We start from the raw sequence: 21,965 nt of genomic DNA, 5'->3' as shown, positions 1-21,965 counted from the left end.
AGGAGTACTCAATTTCACCTAGATTAATCTTCTATATTGAGTTAGAAGTTCAGAGTATCAGCTGAATACTTCTCCAGAAATTTTCTTAGAAGCATCTCCATGCTCCCACCCACAGAAACGATCATAGAATAGATCATATTTCGCTTGATATTGTTCTTTTACCTGATCAATGTTTTTAATCGAATCAATAATCTCATCGTTTGTAAACACTAACGGCCCAGGTAATTCAGACTCCATATCAATATAAAATCCCCTTAAGGTATCACGATATTTTTCTAAATCATATGTGAAGAAAAGAATTGGTCGTTTCAAGTTTGCATAGTCAAAGAACACAGATGAATAATCTGTGATTAAGATATCGGCTATGAGATATAATTCTGAGATATCATCATACTTAGAAACATTGAAAGCAAATCCTTCAAAATCTTCAGTATTAAGATGATCGGCTATAAAGTAATGTGTTCGAAGAAGCACCACATACTCATCACCTAATTCTTCTTGCAATCGCTCAAGATCAAATCTTAACGAAAACTTGTATTGACCAGGTTTATAAAATTCGTCATCGCGCCAAGTAGGTGCATATAATATGACCTTTTTATCTAATGGAATATTTAACTGCGTTTTAAATCTTTCCATAAGGTGTGTTTTGTTATCACTGTGTAATATATCATTTCTAGGATAGCCATATTCAAACATGCGATTGTTAAATTTAAACGCACGCTGAAATATCTCACTGGAATAAGAATTTGCTGAAATTAAATAATCCCATCTTCTAGATTGTTCATAAAAGTCTGCTTTATAATTTGGATTGGCTGAATGAACATCATTCATATCAAACACTAGTTTCTTTAATGGTGTGCCATGCCACGTTTGAAGGTAGATATTTCCCTCTCGTTTCTTTAAAGCTTTTGGAATCCGAGAATTCGAAACCCAATATTTTGCCCGCGCCATGTAATAGAAATAAGCTAATGATAGTCGTTTCACTTGCTTAGCATTACCCGGTATTTCTTTACCTGGTTTAGCGAAAACCCAAATATAATTATAGTCCTTATTTTCGTTAATGAGCTCTTCATAAATGTTTTTAGGACTATCTGAATAATTTTTTCCTAAGAAGCTTTCAAATACGATTGTTTTGTTTTGCATTGGTAGCTTAGTAAATACATAGTTGTATAACGTTCGATAAAGTTTTTGGCGACCTTTTAGTGATCTTGAAGTTATTCTTAAAACTTTATGCAGTTTCAGTAGCTTCCTAAGCTTTTTCTCATCTTTATTTCTGATCGCTTTTAGCTCTCTTTTAATAAAGAAACTAATTCTTCTAGAATAAGAATGGGTATCTATAAATTGGACGACTGACGATAAATCCTCCAGAACTTCTGAATAGATGTCTTGTTCTTGAAGAACGAAGATCACGTATTGACAATAATAAGAAACGAACTGATTGCATAGAAATTTAATGGCTTTTGGATTCTCTGAGTACACTTCTGTTAGTTTATGAAATCTCTCCACATATTCTTTTATTTTAGCTACGTCATCGTGTTGTGTTAATGACTCGGGAGAATCTGGGTCTTTTCGCCATTGTTTTTTATAAATATAGCCTGTTATCGTAGGTACGGTTTTGAAATAGTCAAGGAGAGGTAACAAAAATGTTAAATCACTATAGTATCTGTAGTCCTCATCAAAACGTAGATTTAGTTCATCAACTAACGTACGTCTAAACAATCGATTAAGTACAGATTCATTTCGAAATTTAGATTTTGAATATTTAATTCGATGTTTAACAGGTAAAGTGAGGTTGGCTTTTTTATTTTGTTTGTTGAATGAACCAAATATAACTTCATGATGGGTTATGTTGCTAATAAGAAGACCTAGAGCATATTGATCTAAACTATCGTCACTATCTAAAAAGTAGATAAACTCTCCTGTCGCCACATCTAATCCAGTGTTTCGGGCATGCGCTACTCCTTTATTAACTTTTAAATCTATGGATTTTATTCGAGAATCTTGTTTTTCATAATTACTAATAATCGATAGACTATTATCCGTTGATCCATCGTTAATCAAAATAGCCTCCCAATTGGAATAGGCTTGATTGATTAATGATTCAATACAATTTTCCAAGTAAACTTCTGTATTGTACACAGGAATGATAATTGATATTTTATTTTTCATGACATTTCACCTTTATCTATGATTTTGAGTTCACTGTTATACTCCATTTTTTCAAAATCACTATCGATTTTCATGTTGGTTCTTATTAGGGTATTTTATACAATTAATTCAACTATCTTTTTGGCATAAAACCCTTTTTATAACATATGAGGACTCAATTTACTAGATTACCATAGCTTAATCTTTTTGTAAATTTTTGTTTTATTTATTACATTAAAGTAAATAACCGTAAAAACTTTAATAATATCGTTATGAAATTTACAATTATTCAACATCCTATATTATGATTATGTTAGAGAACATTATTAATATTTGACTCTGCCGAAAATCAAAATAGAAATTAACCTTTTCACAATAAAAAGGTTCCTGCTAAAGTAACTAGCGGGAACCTTTTATTTATTAGGCTTTATTCTCAGAGATTGTAGCTTTTGAAAAAATTGTATAAAGAATCACACTTCGCTGATTGGAGCGGAAATTCCCCCGCTCAGTAACACTGCTTTCGAAAACAGTCATTTATTATAATACTGCAACCGTAATAATCGCTAACCCATCAAGCACTTCTACATGTTTCGTTTCCTTCGCACCAAGCCCTTTCAGCTTCTCGCTTAGCTGTTCTGGTGTATAGCGATGTCTTTTCGTTGAAACGTTCGACCACTTTAACAGTGATGTTTGTTCAAAACCGCTCATTCCATGCTTTTTTGCATACTCGAAAGCAGCCATTTGGTCCATTTGAAGAGATGGATTTAACATAACAATCCTACCGTCTTCTTTTGTAACCCGCATCATTTCTTTCATACCTGCTTCAGGCTCTGGTAAAAGGAACATAACGCACGTTGATAGAGACAAATCAAACGTGTCATCGTTAAACGAAAGATTGCATGCGTCATCTTCTGAAAAGTGACTTTTATTCGCTCGATTTAAAAAGAAGAAATTCTGTTTGCTTGCCTTCACCATTTCAGATGATAAATCAACACCTGTCAGCATACTCGCTTCCTCGACGCCACGAAGAAGAAGTCTTCCTGTTCCACACCCTACATCTAGAACTGACTTCCCTTCCCATGATCCTGAAGCTTGTTTTAATTCATCGTGAACAGCTCCAAGCCATTTTGTTCTAGCCATATCATCAAAAAAGGATACGAGCGAATCGAACTCTTCTCCTTGCATTTTTCTCATCTTACCCCTCCTAAACGGAGAGATCTTTCAACTGCTCCAACCATTCTGTTGAAGATGGATTGTCGCGCCAGTGAAGCAGTGATTGAACCTCTCTTTCCTCAATCATACCTGTTTCAACGGCGCTTGTTAACAATTCATCGAAATTGGTAAGGGTCTCCCAGGCAATTCGTTCAGCAGCGAACTGCTCTGCCCCTTTTTTCATCCCATATGTAAAGATCGCGGCCACACCGAGAACATTCGCTCCTGCAGATTGTAATTGCTTCACAGCATCAATGGCACTGCCACCAGTTGAAACCAAATCTTCAATTACCACAACTTTTTGACCATCATCTACTTTTCCTTCAATAACATTCCCTTTTCCATGCCCCTTTGCGCTTCCCCGAACGTAAACCATTGGTAGATCTAATACGTCGCTTACCCACGCAGCATGAGGAATCCCAGCTGTTGCTGTTCCAGCAATCACTTCTGCATCAGGGTATTTTTCCTTCACCATAGTAGCAAGCCCACGGGCAATTTCTTTTCTTACCTTTGGATATGAAAGTGTTAAACGGTTATCACAGTAAATTGGTGATAATAATCCTGAGGACCACGTAAATGGGTTATTCGGCTGTAGACTCACTGCCTCAATTTCCAATAAGGCTTTAGCGATTGATTTCATATGAATTCCTCCATTCAGATTTTAGTATGTCATATGCCGCTAATGGATTCTTCGCTCCAGTTACGCTGCGTCCTACGACTATGAAATCACTTCCTAGAGACCGTGCTTTCTTTGGTGAGCAGACGCGGTTTTGATCACCAGCCATATCCCCTTCGAGTCTAATCCCAGGAGTTACCGTTAGAAAACGATCGCCACAAGCTTCTTTTATCATCGGGACTTCGAGTGCTGAGCTCACAACACCATCAAGCCCACTTTCTCTTGCAAGATTGGCGAGAGAAACAACGCTATTCTTCATATTTCCAGTGATTTGCAATTCTTTTCGAAGCATCTCTTCTGACGTACTTGTTAATTGCGTAACGCCGATGCAAAGCGGGCGCTTTTGCCCTGAGCTCGTACCTGATTCAAGCCCTTCTATTGCCGCCTTCATCATACGCGACCCTCCACTAGCATGAACATTGATCAAATCAACACCAAGACCGGCTAATCCTTTCATCGCCTTTTGGACGGTATTTGGAATATCATGAAGTTTCAAATCAAGAAAAACATCGTGACCTTGCTGCTTTAATTCATCTACTAACTTAGGTCCATGTTGATAGTATGCTTCCATACCAACTTTAACGAAAAGCTTTTCCCGCTCAAATAGCGCAAGGAAATCATCTAGCTCATCTTTTCTAGAAAAATCTAATGCGAGGATGATTGAAGATTCCATTCCGATTTCCAACTCCTTCCCGTAAGCTCTGAAATATGGTGAACACCTAACTCATCAAGCAATGCTGGTAAAGACTCAATAATGTTAGGACAAATAAATGGGTCAACGAAGTTTGCTGTTCCAACCGCTACAGCGCTTGCTCCAGCAAGAAAATATTCCACTACATCTTCAGGAGTCTGCACCCCGCCCATACCGATAATTGGGATATTTACTTGTTGACTTACTTGATGAATCATACGAATGGCAACAGGCTTAATGGCAGGACCTGATAAGCCACCAGCCCCATTTGCAAGGATTGGCTTACCGGTTTTCAAGTCAATTCGCATTCCGAGAAGCGTGTTGATCATCGTTAACCCATCCGCTCCAGCACGCTCAACTACTTTTGCCATTTCCACAATATCTGTCACGTTCGGTGAGAGCTTGACGTAAACAGGAACTGACGATACGTCTTTTACAGCTTTAGTTACGTCATATGCTGTTTCTGGTACCGTTCCAAATGCAAGTCCGCCTTCCTTCACATTGGGGCAAGAAATGTTTAACTCTAGCGCATGAACGTTCGGTGCTTTAGAAATCCGTTTAGCCACGGCCACATAATCTTCAATTGTAGATCCGGCGACATTCGCAATAATTGGCACATCAAATTGTGATAACCATGGTAATTCTTCTGTCATGACACGCTCAAGGCCAGGGTTCTGGAGACCGATAGCGTTTAACATGCCTGACGTCGTTTCTGCTACACGAGGTGTAGGGTTTCCGAATCTAGGCTCATTGGTGGTCGCTTTTACCATAATGGCTCCAAGCTGATCTAGTTTGTAAAATTGACTGTACTCTCTACCAAATCCAAAGCAGCCAGAAGCTGGCATAATCGGATTCTTTAAGTCAAGACCTGGTAGCTGAATTCCTAATCGGCTCATAGGACAACCTCCCCTGCTTGAAATACCGGACCGTCACTACAAACTTTTCGATAAGCAAAGCCTGTTTCGTCTCCCTGTACATGACAAACGCACGCAAGACAGGCACCAATTCCACAGCCCATTCGCTGTTCAAGGGAGAGGTACACGCCCTTTTTTGCATGATAGTTTTCTAGCGCTTTTAACATTGGAGATGGACCACAGGCAAAGAGATAATCTGCTTCCATATCAAGCTGATTTGTTACAAACCCTGCTTCCCCATACGTTCCATCCGCTGTTGTAATCGTGACAGGGCCTAATGCTTTAAACTTCTCTTCATAAAAAACTACTGAGCTCGTTTGAAAGCCATTTATGTGCTTCACATTGACGCCGCGCTTCGTTAATTCTTGCGAAAGATAATAAAGGGGGGGCACGCCGATACCGCCTCCTACAAGCAAAGCCGTATCTCCCTCCATTGTTTTATCAACCGGAAACCCTTTACCGAGCGGGCCGAGGAGGTCAACCTCAACCCCCGGCACCATCTCAGATAAAACTTTCGTTCCTTTTCCTTCTGCTCGGTAGATCATCGTCAACTCATGCTTTTTAGGATCAATACGACAAATGCTAATCGGCCTTCTGAGAAGTGGATCTGAACCGAAGCCAGCTTTTACATGAACAAATTGTCCAGGTTGGAAGCTTTCATCAATCTCCTTATGGAAAACTACTGCTTCATAAATCGAAGCTGCAATTTCTTTTTGGGACACGAGCTCGGTTTTTAACTGTCTCATGAACGAACCACTTCTTTTTCGTGAAACTTCGGCATGCTTGTGCTTGTAAAGGTCATTGTTTCAATAACGCGAAGCAGAGCTCTTGCTGTATCAAGAGATGTAAAGCACACAACTCCGTTTTCAACTGACTCTCTTCGAATACGGAAGCCGTCACGAGCCGGTTGCTTTCCTCTAGTGAGCGTATTAATAACAAATTGTGCCTGACCTTCACGAATGACGTGTAGTAAATTCGGCTTTTCTGCCCCAATTTTATTGACGACTGTCACAGGTATTCCAAGATCACGTATGATGTGAGCTGTTCCTTCTGTCGCCAGAATGTGATAGCCGATCGCATTGAAACGCTTCACAATATCGATCGCTTCTTCTTTATCTTTGTCCGCGATTGTGAATAACACTGAGCCGTGAGTTGGAATCTTCATACCTGAAGCAACGAGCCCTTTATATAGAGCTTTCTCCAGTGTGTAATCGCGCCCCATCACTTCGCCTGTTGATTTCATTTCAGGCCCGAGCGTAATATCAACGCGGCGCAGTTTAGCAAATGAGAAGACCGGCACTTTTACATATACATCGTCTCGCTCTGTTCCATACCCTGTTTCGTAACCAAGTGATTCAAGCGATGCTCCTAGAATCACTTTTGTTGCTATGTTCGCCATCGGTACCCCTGTAATTTTACTTAAGAATGGTACCGTCCGACTTGAGCGCGGATTTACTTCAAGCACATACACCTGTTCATTTTGAATAACATATTGGATATTAAGGAGACCTTTGATCTTCAAACCTCTCGCAAGAGCGATTGTCTGATCAATGAGCGTTTGTTTCACCTCACTAGATAAGCTCTGTGGAGGGTATACTGCAATCGAATCCCCAGAGTGAATCCCTGCACGCTCGATGTGTTCCATAATACCTGGAATAAATACGGTTTCTCCGTCAGAGATCGCATCAACTTCAATTTCTTTCCCCATCAAATACCGATCGATTAAGACTGGGTGCTGCGGATTAACCTTAACGGCATTTTCCATGTAATGAAGCAGTTCGCTTTCCTTATACACAATTTCCATTGCTCTTCCGCCGAGTACATAGGATGGGCGAACGAGGACAGGATAGCCAATTCGCTCAGCAATGGCAACTGCTTGATCAACGGAAGTTGCTGTCTTCCCTTCTGGTTGAGGGATGTTCAGCTCTGCCATCGCCATTTCGAATTTGTCGCGATTCTCCGCTCGATCCATATCTTCTAACGATGTTCCAAGGATTTTCACCCCTCGAGCTGATAGTTCGTCCGCTAGATTTATAGCCGTCTGACCTCCGAACTGAACGACTACGCCTTTAGGCTTCTCAAGATCAATCACATGCATCACGTCTTCAACAGTTAATGGTTCAAAATAAAGCTTATCTGAGATGCTGAAATCAGTAGATACAGTCTCCGGGTTATTATTAATGATAATGGCTTCATAACCCGCTTCACGAATGGCCCAAACGCTGTGCACCGTTGCGTAATCAAATTCAATCCCCTGGCCGATTCGAATTGGCCCCGAACCTAGTACGAGCACACTCTCTTTTGGTGTTTCAAGTGATTCATTCTCATCTTCATAAGTGGAGTAGTAATAAGGCGTTTCAGATTCAAATTCGCCCGCACACGTATCAACCATTTTGTAAACGGGACGGATGGCTTCTCGCGTTCGTAGTTCATAGATTTCAAGCTCCGTTTGATCCCAGAGGGTTGCAATGATATGATCTGAGAACCCTTTTTGCTTTGCTTCAAGCAAAAGATCGAGATTTCCTTTGTTTTCTTTCAACTTGTTTTCAAGCTCAATGATTCCTTGCATTTTGACGAGGAAATAATGATCAATTTTGCTCCAATCATGAATTTCTTTTATCGTTTTTCCTCGTCTGAATGCTTCTGCTACAACGAAGATGCGCTCATCGTCCGCAAAGCGAATTCTTCTCTCCATCGTTTCTTCATCAAGATCAGCTAGTTCAGGAATAGTAAGGTGACTAACGTTCGATTCCAGTGAGCGAACCGCTTTTAGTAGTGATTCTTCAAGTGTACGGCCGATTGCCATCACTTCACCTGTTGCCTTCATTTGCGTTCCTAACTTGCGATTTGCACTTTCGAATTTATCAAATGGCCATCTTGGAATCTTAGATACAACATAGTCTAAAGCTGGTTCGAAGCTTGCATATGTTTTTCCTGTAACAGGATTTTTCATTTCAGCAAGAGAGAGCCCCACCGCGATTTTCGCTGCAAGCTTGGCAATCGGGTAACCCGTTGCTTTAGATGCAAGAGCGGAAGAACGACTTACTCTAGGATTTACTTCTATGATGTAATATTGGAAGCTGTATGGATCAAGAGCGAGCTGAATGTTACAGCCCCCCTCGATTTTTAGTGCGCGAATGACTTTTAGCGCTACGTTACGTAGCATTTGATAGTCTCGGTCAGATAGGGTCTGACTCGGCGCTACGACGATGGAGTCACCTGTATGGATTCCAACAGGATCGATATTCTCCATGTTACATACAACGATCGCTTGATCTTGACCATCTCTCATCACTTCATACTCGACTTCTTTAAACCCAGCAATGCTTTTTTCGAGAAGACACTGCGTAACCGGGCTGTATTTTAGGCCACTTGAAACAATTTCTTCTAATTCTTCATCGTTGTTCACGATTCCACCGCCTGTACCACCAAGCGTATAGGCAGGACGTACAATAACCGGGTATCCAATTCGATTCACAAATCGATAAGCTTCCTCAAGGTTATGAATAATATCACTTTCAGGAACTGGCTCGTTTAACTCATTCATGAGCGTACGAAACAAATCTCGATCCTCTGCCTGCTGAATCGCATCAAGTTTCGTACCTAAAAGTTCTACTTCATAGTCTTTTAAAACGCCCGCTTCTGATAATTCCATTGCCATATTCAGTCCAGTTTGCCCTCCAAGTGTTGCAAGAAGAGCATCTGGTCGTTCTTTTCGAATAATACGGCTAACAAAATCAAGCGTTAGTGGCTCGATGTATACTTCGTCCGCGATTGTGGTATCCGTCATAATTGTTGCAGGATTTGAGTTTACTAGAATTACTTCATAACCCTCTTCTTTTAACGCCTGACATGCCTGCGTTCCTGCATAGTCAAATTCTGCTGCTTGCCCGATGACAATCGGTCCAGATCCGATCACAAGGATTTTCTTAATATCTGTACGTTTAGGCATATGTTTTTTCCCCCTTGAATGTTGTAATCATCGAGATAAAGTCGTCAAAAAGTTCATTGGAATCTTCTGGTCCAGGTGATGCTTCTGGATGGTATTGCACACTAAAAGCTGGTTCATTCGTATGCTTGACGCCTTCAATGGAACCATCGTTTACGGCAACATGTGTGACTTCAAGGTTGGTATTCTCTAACGTTTCAGCAGCAATCGTATAACCATGATTTTGCGAAGTAATCGCGACCCGTTTTGTTGTTAAATCCATTACGGGATGATTGGACCCTCTATGACCAAATTTCATTTTCTCTGAATCCGCTCCGCAGGCAAGAGCAAAGAGTTGGTGACCTAGGCAAATGCCAAAGAGCGGAATTTTACCGAGAATGCCGTTAATCATGTCCACTCCTTCAGGAACATCTTTTGGATCGCCAGGGCCATTACTTAGCATCACGCCATCAGGATTTAGGCGCAGAATTTCTTCTGCCGACGTATTGTATGGGACAACAACAACATCACATTTCCGTTTTGTTAGTTCTCTTAAAATGCCGTGCTTCATTCCAAAATCGACAAGAACGATGCGGAATCCACGACCTGGACTTGCATAAGGTGCTTTAATGGATACCTGCTGTACCTGGTCCCTTTTCAATGGTGTATCTCTTAGATCACGCGCAATCTTCTCTGGATCAACATCCATGCTACACATTTTTCCTTTTAACGTTCCATTTGAGCGGATCAGCTTTGTTAGCTTCCTTGTGTCAATTCCTTCAAGTCCAGGAATGCCTTTCACACGAAGCAATTCATCAAGCGTCATTTCATTTCTCCAGTAGCTTGGTACTTCTGTTGCTTCTTTCACAATAAGACCGTGTACAGATGGGTTTATTGATTCGAAATCATCTCTGTTTATGCCGTAGTTTCCGATCAACGGATAGGTTAGCGTGACGATTTGAGCACAATAGGATGGATCGGACAAAATTTCCTGATAGCCCGTCATGCCTGTGTTGAAAACAACCTCACCACTTTTCTCAATGTCACTACCGAATGCTTTCCCTACAAAAACGGATCCATCTTCTAATATCAGCTGTCTTCTCATCATTGATCGCTCCCCTTTTCAAACACGATTTTGCCATTGACAACTGTTGCCGTTGGCCATCCTTTACAAGTCCATCCATTAAATGGGGTATTCTTTCCTTTCGAAACAAATAACTCTGGATTAATGTCCTTTTGCTCTGTTAAATCGATAATTGTCATATCCGCTAGTGCACCTATTTCGAGAGTGCCGTATTCAAGTCCAAATGCCTGCGCTGGTTTCACCGTTAACCAATCCACAAGTTGCTTGAGTGTAAAGGTCCCTTTCTCAACAAAATGGGTGAATAACAGCGGAAAAGCTGTTTCCAACCCTACAATGCCGAATGGCGCTTTTTCCATTGACTGTGCTTTTTCTTCCTCTGAATGAGGGGCATGATCCGTTGCAATAAAGTCAATTGTGCCGTCAAGTAAACCTTCGATAAGTGCTTCTCGATCTTCTTTTGATCGAAGAGGCGGGTTCATCTTGTAATGCGTATCAAGTCCCGGTATATCATCTTCTGATAAAAGGAGATGATGTGGTGTTACTTCAGCTGTTACGTTAATGCCAGCCCGCTTCGCATCGCGTACAGTACGGACGGACTCCTTCGTACTAATGTGGCAAACATGATAATGAACGCCTGCTGCTTCAGCGAGCAGAACGTCTCTTGCAATATGTACCGCCTCACAAACCGATGGAATACCATTTAGTCCATTCTCTTTTGAGAAATGACCTTCATGAACGCTTCCTCCGTTTATCAACGTGTTTTCTTCACAATGGGCAACAATTGCTAGGTTACTAGCTGCCGCTCGCTTCATCGCTTCTAACATCATTCCTGCATCTTGAACACCAACGCCATCATCTGTTAAAGCAAACGCACCGTTTGTTTTCAACCCTTCAAAATTCGTAAGCTCTTGACCTAGCTGTCTTGTTGTAATCGCTCCGTATGGTAGGACGCGAACACTTGCCGTTTCTTTGATACGTTTCATTAACGTTTGCATCATTTCTTCATTGTCTGGTACAGGTCTTGTATTCGGCATAGCTGCGATTGTTGTAAATCCGCCTTTCGCCGCTGCTTTAGTACCTGTTTCAATCGTTTCTTTATGCTCTCCTCCCGGTTCTCTTAAGTGCACGTGAAGATCAACGAGCCCTGGAACTAGGAGGTTCCCTTTCGCATCAAAGGTTTCGTACTCACCCTTTTCAATGCTCTTTGCGATTGTTTCAATTTGACCTTCTTGATTGATAAGAACATCGCGCTCCATCAATTCTCCAGATTTATTAAGTAGTTTCGCGTTTTGGATTAGCATTACACGACCATTCCTTTCTTATTAGGTTGTAGGACCAAATTCAAGCAGGCCATTCGTACGTAAACACCGTTTTCCATTTGTTTAAAAATTCTTGAGCGTTCACATTCCACTAATGATGTATCAATTTCAACGCCTCGATTAACCGGCGCAGGATGCATGATAATGCTGTGTTTCTTCATACGTCTTTCTCGCTCTACCGTTAAGCCGAATGATTGGAGGTAAGAATCAGTATCGCTTCTTCTTGCATGGCGTTCATTTTGAATGCGGAGTAGCATGAGGACATCCGCCTGTTCAACCGCTTCATCCATTGTGACGTATGGGTATTCATTCATTGTTTCATCTTGCCATTCACGGGGGCCCGAAAAACTCACTTTTGCACCTAGCCTACTTAATACGTTCGCATTTGACCGCGCTACCCTGCTGTGCTTTATATCACCAGCGATCACAACGTTTAGACCTTCAAATCGCTTGAATTCTTGACGAATCGTTAGGAGATCTAGTAGCGATTGGGTTGGGTGATGCCCGCATCCATCGCCAGCATTAATGATGGACATGGACGTTTTCTCAAGTAGCGGTTCGAAATACTTCTCATCTTTGTGCCTTACGACTACAGCACTTGCCCCAATAGATTCAAGGGTTTTAATAGTGTCGTATAGCGTCTCCCCTTTTTGAACGCTTGATGATGACGTTTCAAAATTCAACACCTCATATCCAAGTCGCTTCTCTGCTACCTCAAAGCTAAATCTTGTTCGGGTTGACGGTTCGAAGAAAAGATTCGCTATAAACACTGGCTCCTGTCTTTGAATACTTTTTCCATTTTTAAAACGTTCAGCCTGCAGTAAAATTTCATGAATTTCATCTAATGTAAGAGAGGTCATATCAAGTAAATGCTTCACATCACTCACTCCGTTTCGTTAATATTTTTCTCAAAAAAAACACCCTGAGCGTTGTCAGGGTGCAGAAGGTTAGACGCGTTTAAGTAAACGCATCTCTTTCCCACCCTTTTAGGTCTCTCTGTACCTTTTTAAAGGATGATGCTATGCAGCTGGTTCGTTATTTTCAAGATCTTCTTCAAACATTTTCTCAACCGATTGTTGTGAGCTTCCGCCAGGCAAAATGAGGTTCAGCGTAATACCAATGACGGTCGCAAGCGCCATTCCTGCAATTTGCAAGTTGTCACTGACCTGGATGAATGCCCCACCTACACCGATGACTAGGATTACGGAGGAGATGATCAAGTTGCGCTTTTCACCAAGATCAATTTTGTTATCAATCAGCATGCGCAAGCCAGATGATGCAATAATTCCGAAAAGAAGGATCGACACGCCGCCCATGACAGCCGTTGGAATCGTTGAGATAAGAGCTGTTACTTTTCCAATGAAGCCGAACATAAGGGCAAGGACAGCAGCCCCTCCGATGACGAACACGCTGAATACTCGTGTTATCGCAAGTACGCCAATGTTCTCCCCATATGTTGTGTTCGGCGGCCCACCAAGGCAAGATGCGATCATTGTGGCTACTCCGTCTCCAAGAATGGAGCGGTGGAGACCTGGAGTTTTCAAGAAATTCTTGCCGGCAACTTTACTTAAAACCATCTGATCGCCAATGTGCTCTGCAATCGTAACAACTGCAATTGGTACCATGATGAATAAGATTTCCCATGAGAAGACATCAACCGGGTTGTAATCCGCAAACGGGATGATGAAATCCGGCATTTGTAAGAATGAAGCTTCTTTAATTGGAGTAAGGTCAACAATACCCATGAAGTAAGCAAATGTGTATCCAGATACAATGCCGATTAAAATCGGAATCAGGCTGAAAAATCCTCTTAAAAACATGGAAGCGAGAATGGTAATCCCTAGCGTGACAAGCGCGACAGTAAAGTGCGTACCGCTATAGGCTTCCGTAGCAGGGTTATTCATCGCCATGTCAATCGCCGTTCCTGCAAGACCTAGTCCGATGACCATGATCACGGGGCCAACTACGATCGGTGGAAGAAGTTTTAACAGCCAGTTTAACCCAAGCGCTCGAATTCCAATTGCGACAAGACCGTAGACAATCCCGGCAAAAAAGCTTCCGATCATGGCTCCCTCAGGTCCGTGTAAAGAGACGGCTGAAATGATCGGTGCAATAAAGGCGAATGACGACCCCAGGTATGCTGGGATGCGACCTTTCGTTATGGCAAGATAAGCTAGCGTCCCAAGTCCACTTGAGACAAGGGCAACCGCCGGATCAAGTCCGACGAGAAATGGAACTAATATCGTTGCGCCAAACATGGCGAATAAATGCTGTAAGCTTAATGTGAGCCAGCTTGAAGGTTTGGGTACCTCTCGAATTCCTAATACTTTTTTCATGATGTATTCCTCCTTGGTTGTGCGTGTCCCGGCCATCGTTTTCTTAACCCTAAGGTATAAAAAAACTCCTTGCATGGCCGCAAGGAGGTACACGCGTGTCCTTAAACGGAACGCGTCTCCTCCCTTGGCCGTCTCTCTGAACGGATTTAAAGGGAGCACGATTTATGATTGTGATAAGCTAACTTGATCAAAGTCATCTACTTCTGTAAGAGCAACTTCAATGATTTCTTCTTTTGCAGTTGGTACGTTCTTCCCTACATAATCGGGACGAATCGGTAATTCTCTGTGTCCACGATCAACTAGCACCGCCAGTTGAATTTGTGATGGACGTCCAAGATCCATTAAGGCATCCATTGCAGCACGAACGGTTCTGCCTGTATAAAGGACATCGTCAATGAGAATCACTTTTTGATCTGTTACATCCTTTGAAATGCTTGTGCCTTTTATTAGGGGATCCTGATCTTCGTTTTTGTGAGTAAGGTCATCGCGATACATGGTGATATCAACTTCTCCTACTGAAATCGCTGATCCTTCAATTTGTTCGATTCGTTCAGCTAACCTCTCAGCTAAATAAATGCCTCTTGTTTTAATCCCAACAAGCATTGTATTATCAATGCCTTTATTACGCTCTAGAATTTCATGTGCAATTCGCGTAAGCGCTCTTCGAATCGCTTGATCATCGAGCAAAATGCGTTTGTTTTCCATGATGATCGCCCCTCTCTCTTTATCGATCTGTGGCATTAAAAAACCCTTTCGCCATGAGGGCAAAAGGGTTTTGGGCATACAAATGTACCGATCGTACATAGCCGTTTTTCCTTTGCAGCCTCACGGGACTGTCTTTAAAGGGTATGCTATTGTCTATAAAGAGTATCGCAAAGATCTCTTCTTAAGTCAACCTTAATCTTGTCTAAGTCGCTTTAATAAACGTTCAATATCCTCTGGAATAGGAGCAGAGAATTCAAGCCACTCTTCTGTTACAGGGTGACTGAAGCCTAGAACACCGGCATGAAGAGCCTGACCATCAATCGGAAGCGACTTTCTTCTTGGGCCATATTTAGGATCACCTGCAACGGGATGATCGATATATTTCATGTGAACTCGAATTTGATGCGTTCGACCAGTTTCAAGCTTACATTCAACATAAGTAAACTGCTTATAACGTTCTAGAACATGAAAATGCGTAACCGCATCTCGGCTATTTTCATCCGTTACCGTCATCTTCTGACGATCTTGCTTATCTCGCCCGATTGGCGCATCAATTGTCCCCACGTCATGCTGGATGTTGCCATGAACGATGGCAGTATAACGTCGGTTAACGGTTTTAGCTTGAAGCTGCTTTACAAGTGATTCATGGGCTTTGTCGTTCTTTGCGACCATTAATAATCCTGAAGTATCTTTATCAATTCGATGAACGATACCAGGACGGACAACACCGTTAATACCGCTTAGATCGTTAACTTGATACATTAACCCATTAACAAGCGTTCCGCTAGCATGTCCTGGAGCTGGGTGAACAACCATTCCTCGTGGTTTGTTCACGACAAGAACATCCGCATCCTCGTAAACAATCTCAAGGTTCAGATTTTCTGCGACAATTTCTAATTCTTCAGGCTCAGGAACGGTTACTTCGATCTCATCGCCTGCTGTTGCTTTATAATTGCCTTTTACGTCTTCACCGTTCACTTGAATATTTTTATCTTTAATCCAAGCTTGAACCTGGCTACGCGACCAGTCATTTTCATAAGAAGTAATGAGCTTATCGATTCGCTCACCTTTCTCTTCTTCTGCTACTTTAAATGTGAATTTTTCCATTAGTTTTCCCCTTTAGCCTGCTTACTTTCAAAAATGGTTCCGATAAAGATAAGAATAACACCTACAACAAGGGAGGCATCGGCAACGTTAAAGATCGGAAAATCATAAGAGAAGATAAATGTGTTCACAAAATCTACTACTTCTCCACGAAGGGCTCGATCTATAAAGTTCCCTATTGCACCACCAAGTATGAGTGCTAGGGTGACGCTAACGAAACGGCTATGTTTATATTGTCTCATATAATAAATAACCGCTCCAATGACGAAAATGGTAATGATATAAAAGAAAATCATCTGTCCTTGAAGGATTCCGAAGGCGGCGCCCCGGTTTCGATGAGAAGTTAGATAAAGAAAATCATTGATTAATGTAATGTTTTCACCATATTCCATGTACTTCACAACAAGCCATTTCGTCCACTGATCTAGAACAATGATGCCTATGGCTATGAGATATTTCCACACGAGCGCTCCTCCGATCAAATGTTACTTCCTATGAAAGTTTAGCACAGCTTGCTTCAGCAGACAATCGAAACTGAGCTAACAACAAAGAAAAGACGCTTCGCATCGCAAAGCGTCTTTTCGATTTATTTCTTTAATTAGTAATGATTTTTAACCGTTTCAGCACAGCTAGCGCAAAGAGTTGGGTATTCGCTATTAGCGCCAACGTCTTTTTTCACTTGCCAGCAGCGCTCACACGTTTCTCCCTCAGCAGGTGAAACGGAGATCGCTAGTTCTTCATATACTTTCGCTTCTGCTGGTGCTTCAGCCTTCGTACCGGCCACTGTAGCACCTGATACGATAAAGAGCTTCTCAAGATTTGCTACGCCTTCCAGCAAATCCTTCGTACCATTATCAGCATAAATATGAAGCTGAGCGGTTAACGATTTACCAATTTTCTTCTCGTTACGCGCTTCTTCTAGTGCTTTTAGAACTTCGTCACGAAGCTCCATCACATGATCCCATTTTTCTTCAAGATCAGCTGTGCCTTCAAAATTCTTTACTTCTGGCATATCGGAAAGCTGTACATACTCTTCCTTCTCACCAGGGACAAACTGCCATACTTCTTCAGCAGTGTGCGGAATGATAGGCGAAAGAAGTTTCGTAAGCGCAACAGCTGTCTGATAAAGAACCGTTTGGATCGCACGACGGTTCGGGTGATCTGCATGTTCAATATAAAGCGTGTCTTTCGCGATATCGAGATAGAACGAACTCATTTCAATTGTAAAGAAGTTATGGATGGTATTATAAACCGTTAAGAACTGATACTCATCATAAGCTTTTTTCACTTTCGATACGAGGTTATTTAGCTTCACAAGCATATACTGATCAAGTTCATCTAGATCCTTATACGCCACTTGATGCTCTGTTGGGTCAAACCCTTCAAGGTTCCCAAGCATAAAGCGGAACGTGTTGCGAATCTTTCGGTACACTTCAGCTACTTGTTTTAAGATATCATTTGATACGCGAACATCAGCTTGATAATCAGCCGATGAGACCCAAAGACGAAGAATATCCGCACCCAATTGTTTCATAACATCGTTCGGTACCATTGTATTTCCTAGCGACTTACTCATTTTCTTTCCTTCACCGTCAAGAATAAATCCATGGCTAAGAACCGCTTTATAAGGTGCTTTACCTGTTACGGCTACAGCTGTTGATAGGGACGAGTTAAACCAGCCACGGTACTGATCAGAACCTTCTAGATACAAATCAGCAGGTCGTGCAAGGTCGCTTCTTTCTTCGAGAACAGCTTGGTGAGAAGAACCTGAGTCAAACCAAACGTCCATGATATCCATTTCTTTGCGGAATTCACCGTTTGGACTATGCTCTGAAGTAAATCCTTCAGGTAGAAGTTCTTTTGCATCCCACTCAAACCAGATGTTTGATCCATGCTTACGGAACAATTCTGATACATGAGCAATTGTCTCATCTGTAATGATGGGTTCATTATTTTCGCCATAGAACACTGGGATTGGAACGCCCCATGCACGTTGACGAGAAATACACCAATCTTCACGGTCCTTCACCATATTATGAAGACGAATTTCACCCCATGATGGGAACCATTTCACATCTGCTACAGCTTGAAGAAGCTCGGGGCGGAACTCCTTGATCGACGCAAACCACTGCTCTGTCGCACGGAAAATGATCGGTTTCTTCGTACGCCAATCGTGTGGATAAGAGTGAGTGAAGAATGTAAGCTTCACAAGCGCGCCAACTTCTTCAAGTTTTTCAGTAATTGGTTTATTCGCTTTGTCATAGAACATACCTTCAAAGCCAGGAGCTTCGTCAGTGAAAACACCTTTTTCATCTACAGGGCAAAGGATGTCTAGCTTATACTTTCTTCCGATCATATAGTCATCTTCACCGTGTCCAGGGGCTGTATGAACGCAACCTGTACCTGCGTCAAGCGTTACGTGGTCACCAAGGATCACAAGTGATTCGCGATCGTAGATTGGATGCTGAGCCGTCACGTATTCAAGTTCGCTACCTTTTACGCGCTTCACTTCACTTACGTTGTTCCACTCAAATTCTTCTTTTAATTGATCAACAAGCTCTGTTGCTACAACGTATTTCGTACCATCCGCTTCAATGACGCTGTATTCGAACTTCTCATTCAACGCAATCGCAAGGTTTGAAGGAATGGTCCACGGCGTTGTTGTCCAGATGATAAATTTCTCATCGCCATCAAGAACACCTTTTCCATCTTTTACATCAAACGCAACGTAAATCGATGCAGAGCGCTTATCTTGATACTCGATCTCAGCTTCTGCTAATGCTGATTCAGATGTCGGAGACCAATAAACGGTTTTTTTATCTTTATAAATATAACCGCGCTTTGCCATTTCTCCGAATACTTTAATTTGCTGTGCTTCATAGCCTTTATCAAGCGTAATGTATGGGTTATCCCAATCAGCACGAACTCCAAGCCGCTTGAATTGTTCACGCTGGCGATCAACTTGTTTTAATGCGTATTCTTCACATTTCTTTCTAAATTCAGCAACCGTTAACTTCTTACGATCGACGCCTTTTTTCGTTAACGCCTGCTCGATTGGAAGTCCGTGCGTATCCCAACCAGGAACATATGGAGCATTAAAACCGTTCATTGATTTATATCGAACGATGATATCTTTTAAAACTTTGTTCTCTGCATGACCCATATGGATGTCACCATTTGCATATGGAGGGCCATCATGTAGGACGAATAGAGGGCGGTCCTTCGTTCTTTCCTGTACTTTTTCATAGAGATTAATGTTTGCCCATTCTTTTTGCATGTCGGGCTCTTTATTCGGTAAATTTCCTCTCATCGGAAATTTTGTTTTTGGCATTAAGAGCGTTTCTTTATAGCTCATGAGGTTTCCTCCTTCAACTTATAACGAGCAACAACCGTAACGATCTTCAGCCACTCGGGGGTTGTTTCTTCAAAGTGTGCTACAAAATAAAAAAACCTTCTCGTCCCCGAAAAGGGACGAGAAGGTTTTCCCGTGGTACCACCCAAATTAAGCTTTGCGCTCACTTTGCATTCGTAACGTGAATGATTCGCCGAGGCTTACTTATCGTTCAGCACGGGACTCAGGGGCGATCTTCTCTGATTGCTTAACACCGGCTCACACCATTCCCGGCTCGCTTTGTTAAGTAAGAATCAGATACTCTTCCCATCTTCGTCGATCGTTATTGCTATTAATAGAAGTATAGTGTAAATAAAAATAAGAAGTCAAGGAAATGACAAAAAATAAATGAGTGCTTTATGCTTTTTCTTCGATTTGCTCCTGTTGTTGCTCTTCTTCCTCATCAAATCGAGCCACTAGGCCATCCCAGTCTTCATTATTCAGCATCTCTAGCTGGGCTTCAACTAGCATACGAAAACGCGTGCGATAAACCGCTGCTTGTTTTTTCAGCTCTTCATTATCCATGGAGATTTTACGCGCTTTAGCGAGCGAATCATTAATAATGCGGTCGGCATTTTTCTCAGCTTCTTTTACAATAAGTTGGGATTCTTTCTTAGCGTTTTGTCTCACTTCTTCTGCTGACTCCTGTGCTACTAGGATCGACTTATTTAACGTTTCTTCAAGGTTTGAGAAGTGCCCAAGTCGTTCTTCTAGAAGCTTCACTCTCTCATTCAATTCTTTCTTTTCTCTGATTACCGTTTCATAATCTTTGATTACCTGATCAAGAAACTCATTGACCTCATCTTCATCATAACCGCGGAATCCGCGTGTGAATTCTTTGTTATGAATATCTAATGGTGTTAAAGGCAATTCAGCCACCTCCGATTTACTCTCTTTTTTCATATACCCGGCTTACTCGTATTTCGACAATCATTTGGATATTCCTTCTATTTATGACAAACTATTTACGAATTTGATACGTAATCCGCCATTTATCCCGCTTTGTTTTGCCATCAACAGAAATAATCTTACTTCTACCTGAACCTCGTAACGATAAGTAGTCTCCCTCTTTCACTTCAGCAGAGGGTTGACTGACGATCTTCCAATTTAATTTCGCTCGATCATGTTCAATCATCGGAGCAACTTTACCTCGTGATAGATTGTATACTTCTGCAAGTACCGTATCCAAACGAAGGCTTGTTACTGTGCCTGACTGCTCCTGCCAGGAAGCTTCTACGACGCTTACGCTCGTTAATGGAATTTCGTTAGGAGATATGGACGCTTTACCTGCATGTGTTAAATTCATTTTCACGAAATCCGCAATTTCCTTCGCTACGATTAAATGCGCAGCACTATCCTGCACAAGGATATCTCCAAACTTCTCACGCTTAATTCCAAGACCCATCATTGCCCCAAGCAAATCTGGATGAGTAAGTGATACGAATTTGGCTGGATATGTAATTTCAAAAGCGATTATCTCGAAATCTTCAGTTGTTGGTTCAAAGTAAGGAGGAACAAGAAGAGCCCTCTGACGCTCAGACCCTTCAACTCCACCCGAAAAAAACACGCCCACGTCAGAGTGATTTCCAATGATTTGCCTCACCATATCCTGTTCTCTTGGATCAAGAAAATCGGTTAACCTGGGAGCATACCTTTCTTGAACCTCATCCTGCCATTGTAAAACGCGATCGACAAATGTTCTTTCTTCTGGACGATAGTGTTCGTAAATAGACATTAGCCTATGAATCTAAAGACCGCAATAATTCCATATTGCACAAACTGAAGTGCGAAAATGGCTACGATCGGCGAAATATCAAGCATTCCACCGATTGGAGGAATAATTTTGCGAAACGGAGCTAGATATGGTTCTGCTATAGAAGCAATCATTCGTCCAATAGAAGATTCTCTTGCATTTGGAATCCATGACATAAAGATGTAAATGATGAGGATCCACGTATAAATTTGTACTGCTGAAAGTAAGATTGAAACTATGTTCAAACTTTTCACCCTTTCTTAATTACTGGTCTTCGTAAATTTCATCTGTAATGTTACCTGAAATTTCAACATTGTCCGGTGTACATATAAACGTATCCGGACCGAGTTTCTGAATATCGCCACCAACAGCGTAGACTGTTCCACTTAGAAAATCGACAATGCGTCTCGCCTGATCTTGTGGAATACGCTGAAGATTCATCACAACAGACTTCCGATTTTTCACGTGATCAGCGATATCCTGAGCTTCAGCATACACTCTTGGTTCAACTAGCACAACTCTTGAGTTCTTATGAACGCTTTGAAGACTTACCACATTTTGTTTAGACTGCTTACGATTCGCTCGAGTAACTTCAGGCTCTTCTTCTTCCATATATGAATCTTGCTCCTGCTGCTCATCCAACTCTATCGTTTCATCATCAAGTTCAAAGAACTGCTTGAATTTCGTTTTGATACCCAATTCCC

19 protein-coding genes and 1 other annotated feature are annotated in these 21,965 nt (G+C 41.7%); all 19 genes read right to left on the bottom strand.

The window, feature by feature from the left end; genetic code table 11:
- Window positions 1-57: 57 nt before the first annotated feature.
- Window positions 58-2,169, bottom strand: a complete 2,112-nt coding sequence (locus tag IQ283_RS17420) for a bifunctional glycosyltransferase/CDP-glycerol:glycerophosphate glycerophosphotransferase (protein WP_194221372.1) — start codon at window positions 2,167-2,169, stop codon at window positions 58-60.
- Between the two features lie 516 nt (window positions 2,170-2,685).
- Window positions 2,686-3,342, bottom strand: coding sequence for a class I SAM-dependent methyltransferase (locus IQ283_RS17415; RefSeq protein ID WP_194221371.1), 657 nt, complete (start codon window positions 3,340-3,342; stop codon window positions 2,686-2,688).
- 10 nt (window positions 3,343-3,352) lie between these two features.
- Window positions 3,353-4,000 carry an orotate phosphoribosyltransferase gene (pyrE, locus tag IQ283_RS17410; protein WP_194221370.1) on the bottom strand — a complete coding sequence of 216 codons (648 nt, stop codon included), beginning with the start codon at window positions 3,998-4,000 and terminating at the stop codon, window positions 3,353-3,355.
- Window positions 3,984-4,709, bottom strand: coding sequence for an orotidine-5'-phosphate decarboxylase (pyrF, locus tag IQ283_RS17405; protein ID WP_194221369.1), 726 nt, complete (start codon window positions 4,707-4,709; stop codon window positions 3,984-3,986). The genes pyrE and pyrF overlap by 17 nt, the downstream gene beginning before the upstream one ends.
- Window positions 4,682-5,623: a dihydroorotate dehydrogenase gene (locus tag IQ283_RS17400; protein WP_194221368.1), complete on the bottom strand. Its 942-nt coding sequence runs from the start codon at window positions 5,621-5,623 to the stop codon at window positions 4,682-4,684. The genes pyrF and IQ283_RS17400 overlap by 28 nt, the downstream gene beginning before the upstream one ends.
- Entirely contained in the window at window positions 5,620-6,387 is a 768-nt protein-coding gene (locus IQ283_RS17395) for a dihydroorotate dehydrogenase electron transfer subunit (RefSeq protein WP_194221367.1), read from the bottom strand. The genes IQ283_RS17400 and IQ283_RS17395 overlap by 4 nt, the downstream gene beginning before the upstream one ends.
- Window positions 6,384-9,593: a carbamoyl-phosphate synthase large subunit gene (gene carB / locus IQ283_RS17390; protein ID WP_194221366.1), complete on the bottom strand. Its 3,210-nt coding sequence runs from the start codon at window positions 9,591-9,593 to the stop codon at window positions 6,384-6,386. The genes IQ283_RS17395 and carB overlap by 4 nt, the downstream gene beginning before the upstream one ends.
- Window positions 9,586-10,674: a carbamoyl phosphate synthase small subunit gene (locus IQ283_RS17385; protein ID WP_194221365.1), complete on the bottom strand. Its 1,089-nt coding sequence runs from the start codon at window positions 10,672-10,674 to the stop codon at window positions 9,586-9,588. The genes carB and IQ283_RS17385 overlap by 8 nt, the downstream gene beginning before the upstream one ends.
- Entirely contained in the window at window positions 10,674-11,954 is a 1,281-nt protein-coding gene (locus IQ283_RS17380; RefSeq protein ID WP_194221364.1) for a dihydroorotase, read from the bottom strand. Before IQ283_RS17380 ends, IQ283_RS17385 begins: the two co-directional genes overlap by 1 nt.
- Window positions 11,954-12,850, bottom strand: a complete 897-nt coding sequence (locus IQ283_RS17375) for an aspartate carbamoyltransferase catalytic subunit (RefSeq protein WP_194221363.1) — start codon at window positions 12,848-12,850, stop codon at window positions 11,954-11,956. The genes IQ283_RS17380 and IQ283_RS17375 overlap by 1 nt, the downstream gene beginning before the upstream one ends.
- Before the next feature lie 141 nt (window positions 12,851-12,991).
- Entirely contained in the window at window positions 12,992-14,344 is a 1,353-nt protein-coding gene (locus tag IQ283_RS17370) for a solute carrier family 23 protein (RefSeq protein WP_408962607.1), read from the bottom strand.
- Between the two features lie 126 nt (window positions 14,345-14,470).
- On the bottom strand, window positions 14,471-15,013 hold the full coding sequence (gene pyrR / locus IQ283_RS17365) for a bifunctional pyr operon transcriptional regulator/uracil phosphoribosyltransferase PyrR (protein ID WP_194221361.1): 543 nt from the start codon (window positions 15,011-15,013) through the stop codon (window positions 14,471-14,473).
- Between the two features lie 192 nt (window positions 15,014-15,205).
- Complete coding sequence (locus IQ283_RS17360; protein WP_194221360.1) at window positions 15,206-16,120, bottom strand: RluA family pseudouridine synthase; 915 nt, start codon at window positions 16,118-16,120, stop codon at window positions 15,206-15,208.
- Window positions 16,120-16,581, bottom strand: coding sequence for a signal peptidase II (lspA, locus tag IQ283_RS17355; protein ID WP_194221359.1), 462 nt, complete (start codon window positions 16,579-16,581; stop codon window positions 16,120-16,122). Before lspA ends, IQ283_RS17360 begins: the two co-directional genes overlap by 1 nt.
- A 134-nt stretch (window positions 16,582-16,715) precedes the next feature.
- Window positions 16,716-19,472: an isoleucine--tRNA ligase gene (gene ileS, locus IQ283_RS17350; protein WP_194221358.1), complete on the bottom strand. Its 2,757-nt coding sequence runs from the start codon at window positions 19,470-19,472 to the stop codon at window positions 16,716-16,718.
- Between the two features lie 109 nt (window positions 19,473-19,581).
- Window positions 19,582-19,791, bottom strand: a binding site (T-box leader).
- Between the two features lie 74 nt (window positions 19,792-19,865).
- On the bottom strand, window positions 19,866-20,378 hold the full coding sequence (locus tag IQ283_RS17345; RefSeq protein WP_194221357.1) for a DivIVA domain-containing protein: 513 nt from the start codon (window positions 20,376-20,378) through the stop codon (window positions 19,866-19,868).
- Between the two features lie 91 nt (window positions 20,379-20,469).
- Window positions 20,470-21,243, bottom strand: a complete 774-nt coding sequence (locus tag IQ283_RS17340) for an RNA-binding protein (RefSeq protein ID WP_194221356.1) — start codon at window positions 21,241-21,243, stop codon at window positions 20,470-20,472.
- Complete coding sequence (locus IQ283_RS17335) at window positions 21,243-21,506, bottom strand: YggT family protein (protein ID WP_194221355.1); 264 nt, start codon at window positions 21,504-21,506, stop codon at window positions 21,243-21,245. Before IQ283_RS17335 ends, IQ283_RS17340 begins: the two co-directional genes overlap by 1 nt.
- A 19-nt stretch (window positions 21,507-21,525) precedes the next feature.
- Window positions 21,526-21,960 carry a cell division protein SepF gene (locus IQ283_RS17330; RefSeq protein WP_194221354.1) on the bottom strand — a complete coding sequence of 145 codons (435 nt, stop codon included), beginning with the start codon at window positions 21,958-21,960 and terminating at the stop codon, window positions 21,526-21,528.
- Between the last annotated feature and the right edge of the window lie 5 nt (window positions 21,961-21,965).

Source organism: Pseudalkalibacillus hwajinpoensis, from assembly GCF_015234585.1.
GTDB classification, from domain to species: domain Bacteria; phylum Bacillota; class Bacilli; order Bacillales; family Guptibacillaceae; genus Guptibacillus; species Guptibacillus hwajinpoensis_B.
The sequence above is the reverse complement of the archived record's forward strand: the minus strand, read 5'-3'. Positions and strand labels throughout refer to the sequence as shown.

Coding starts and splice junctions, on each gene's coding strand:
- IQ283_RS17420 (WP_194221372.1), bottom strand. CDS start 2,169: ATGAAAAATAAAATATCAATTATCATTCCTGTGTACAATACAGAAGTT.
- IQ283_RS17415 (WP_194221371.1), bottom strand. CDS start 3,342: ATGAGAAAAATGCAAGGAGAAGAGTTCGATTCGCTCGTATCCTTTTTT.
- pyrE (WP_194221370.1), bottom strand. CDS start 4,000: ATGAAATCAATCGCTAAAGCCTTATTGGAAATTGAGGCAGTGAGTCTA.
- pyrF (WP_194221369.1), bottom strand. CDS start 4,709: ATGGAATCTTCAATCATCCTCGCATTAGATTTTTCTAGAAAAGATGAG.
- IQ283_RS17400 (WP_194221368.1), bottom strand. CDS start 5,623: ATGAGCCGATTAGGAATTCAGCTACCAGGTCTTGACTTAAAGAATCCG.
- IQ283_RS17395 (WP_194221367.1), bottom strand. CDS start 6,387: ATGAGACAGTTAAAAACCGAGCTCGTGTCCCAAAAAGAAATTGCAGCT.
- carB (WP_194221366.1), bottom strand. CDS start 9,593: ATGCCTAAACGTACAGATATTAAGAAAATCCTTGTGATCGGATCTGGA.
- IQ283_RS17385 (WP_194221365.1), bottom strand. CDS start 10,674: ATGAGAAGACAGCTGATATTAGAAGATGGATCCGTTTTTGTAGGGAAA.
- IQ283_RS17380 (WP_194221364.1), bottom strand. CDS start 11,954: ATGCTAATCCAAAACGCGAAACTACTTAATAAATCTGGAGAATTGATG.
- IQ283_RS17370 (WP_408962607.1), bottom strand. CDS start 14,344: ATGGCCGGGACACGCACAACCAAGGAGGAATACATCATGAAAAAAGTA.
- pyrR (WP_194221361.1), bottom strand. CDS start 15,013: ATGGAAAACAAACGCATTTTGCTCGATGATCAAGCGATTCGAAGAGCG.
- IQ283_RS17360 (WP_194221360.1), bottom strand. CDS start 16,120: ATGGAAAAATTCACATTTAAAGTAGCAGAAGAAGAGAAAGGTGAGCGA.
- ileS (WP_194221358.1), bottom strand. CDS start 19,472: ATGAGCTATAAAGAAACGCTCTTAATGCCAAAAACAAAATTTCCGATG.
- IQ283_RS17340 (WP_194221356.1), bottom strand. CDS start 21,243: ATGTCTATTTACGAACACTATCGTCCAGAAGAAAGAACATTTGTCGAT.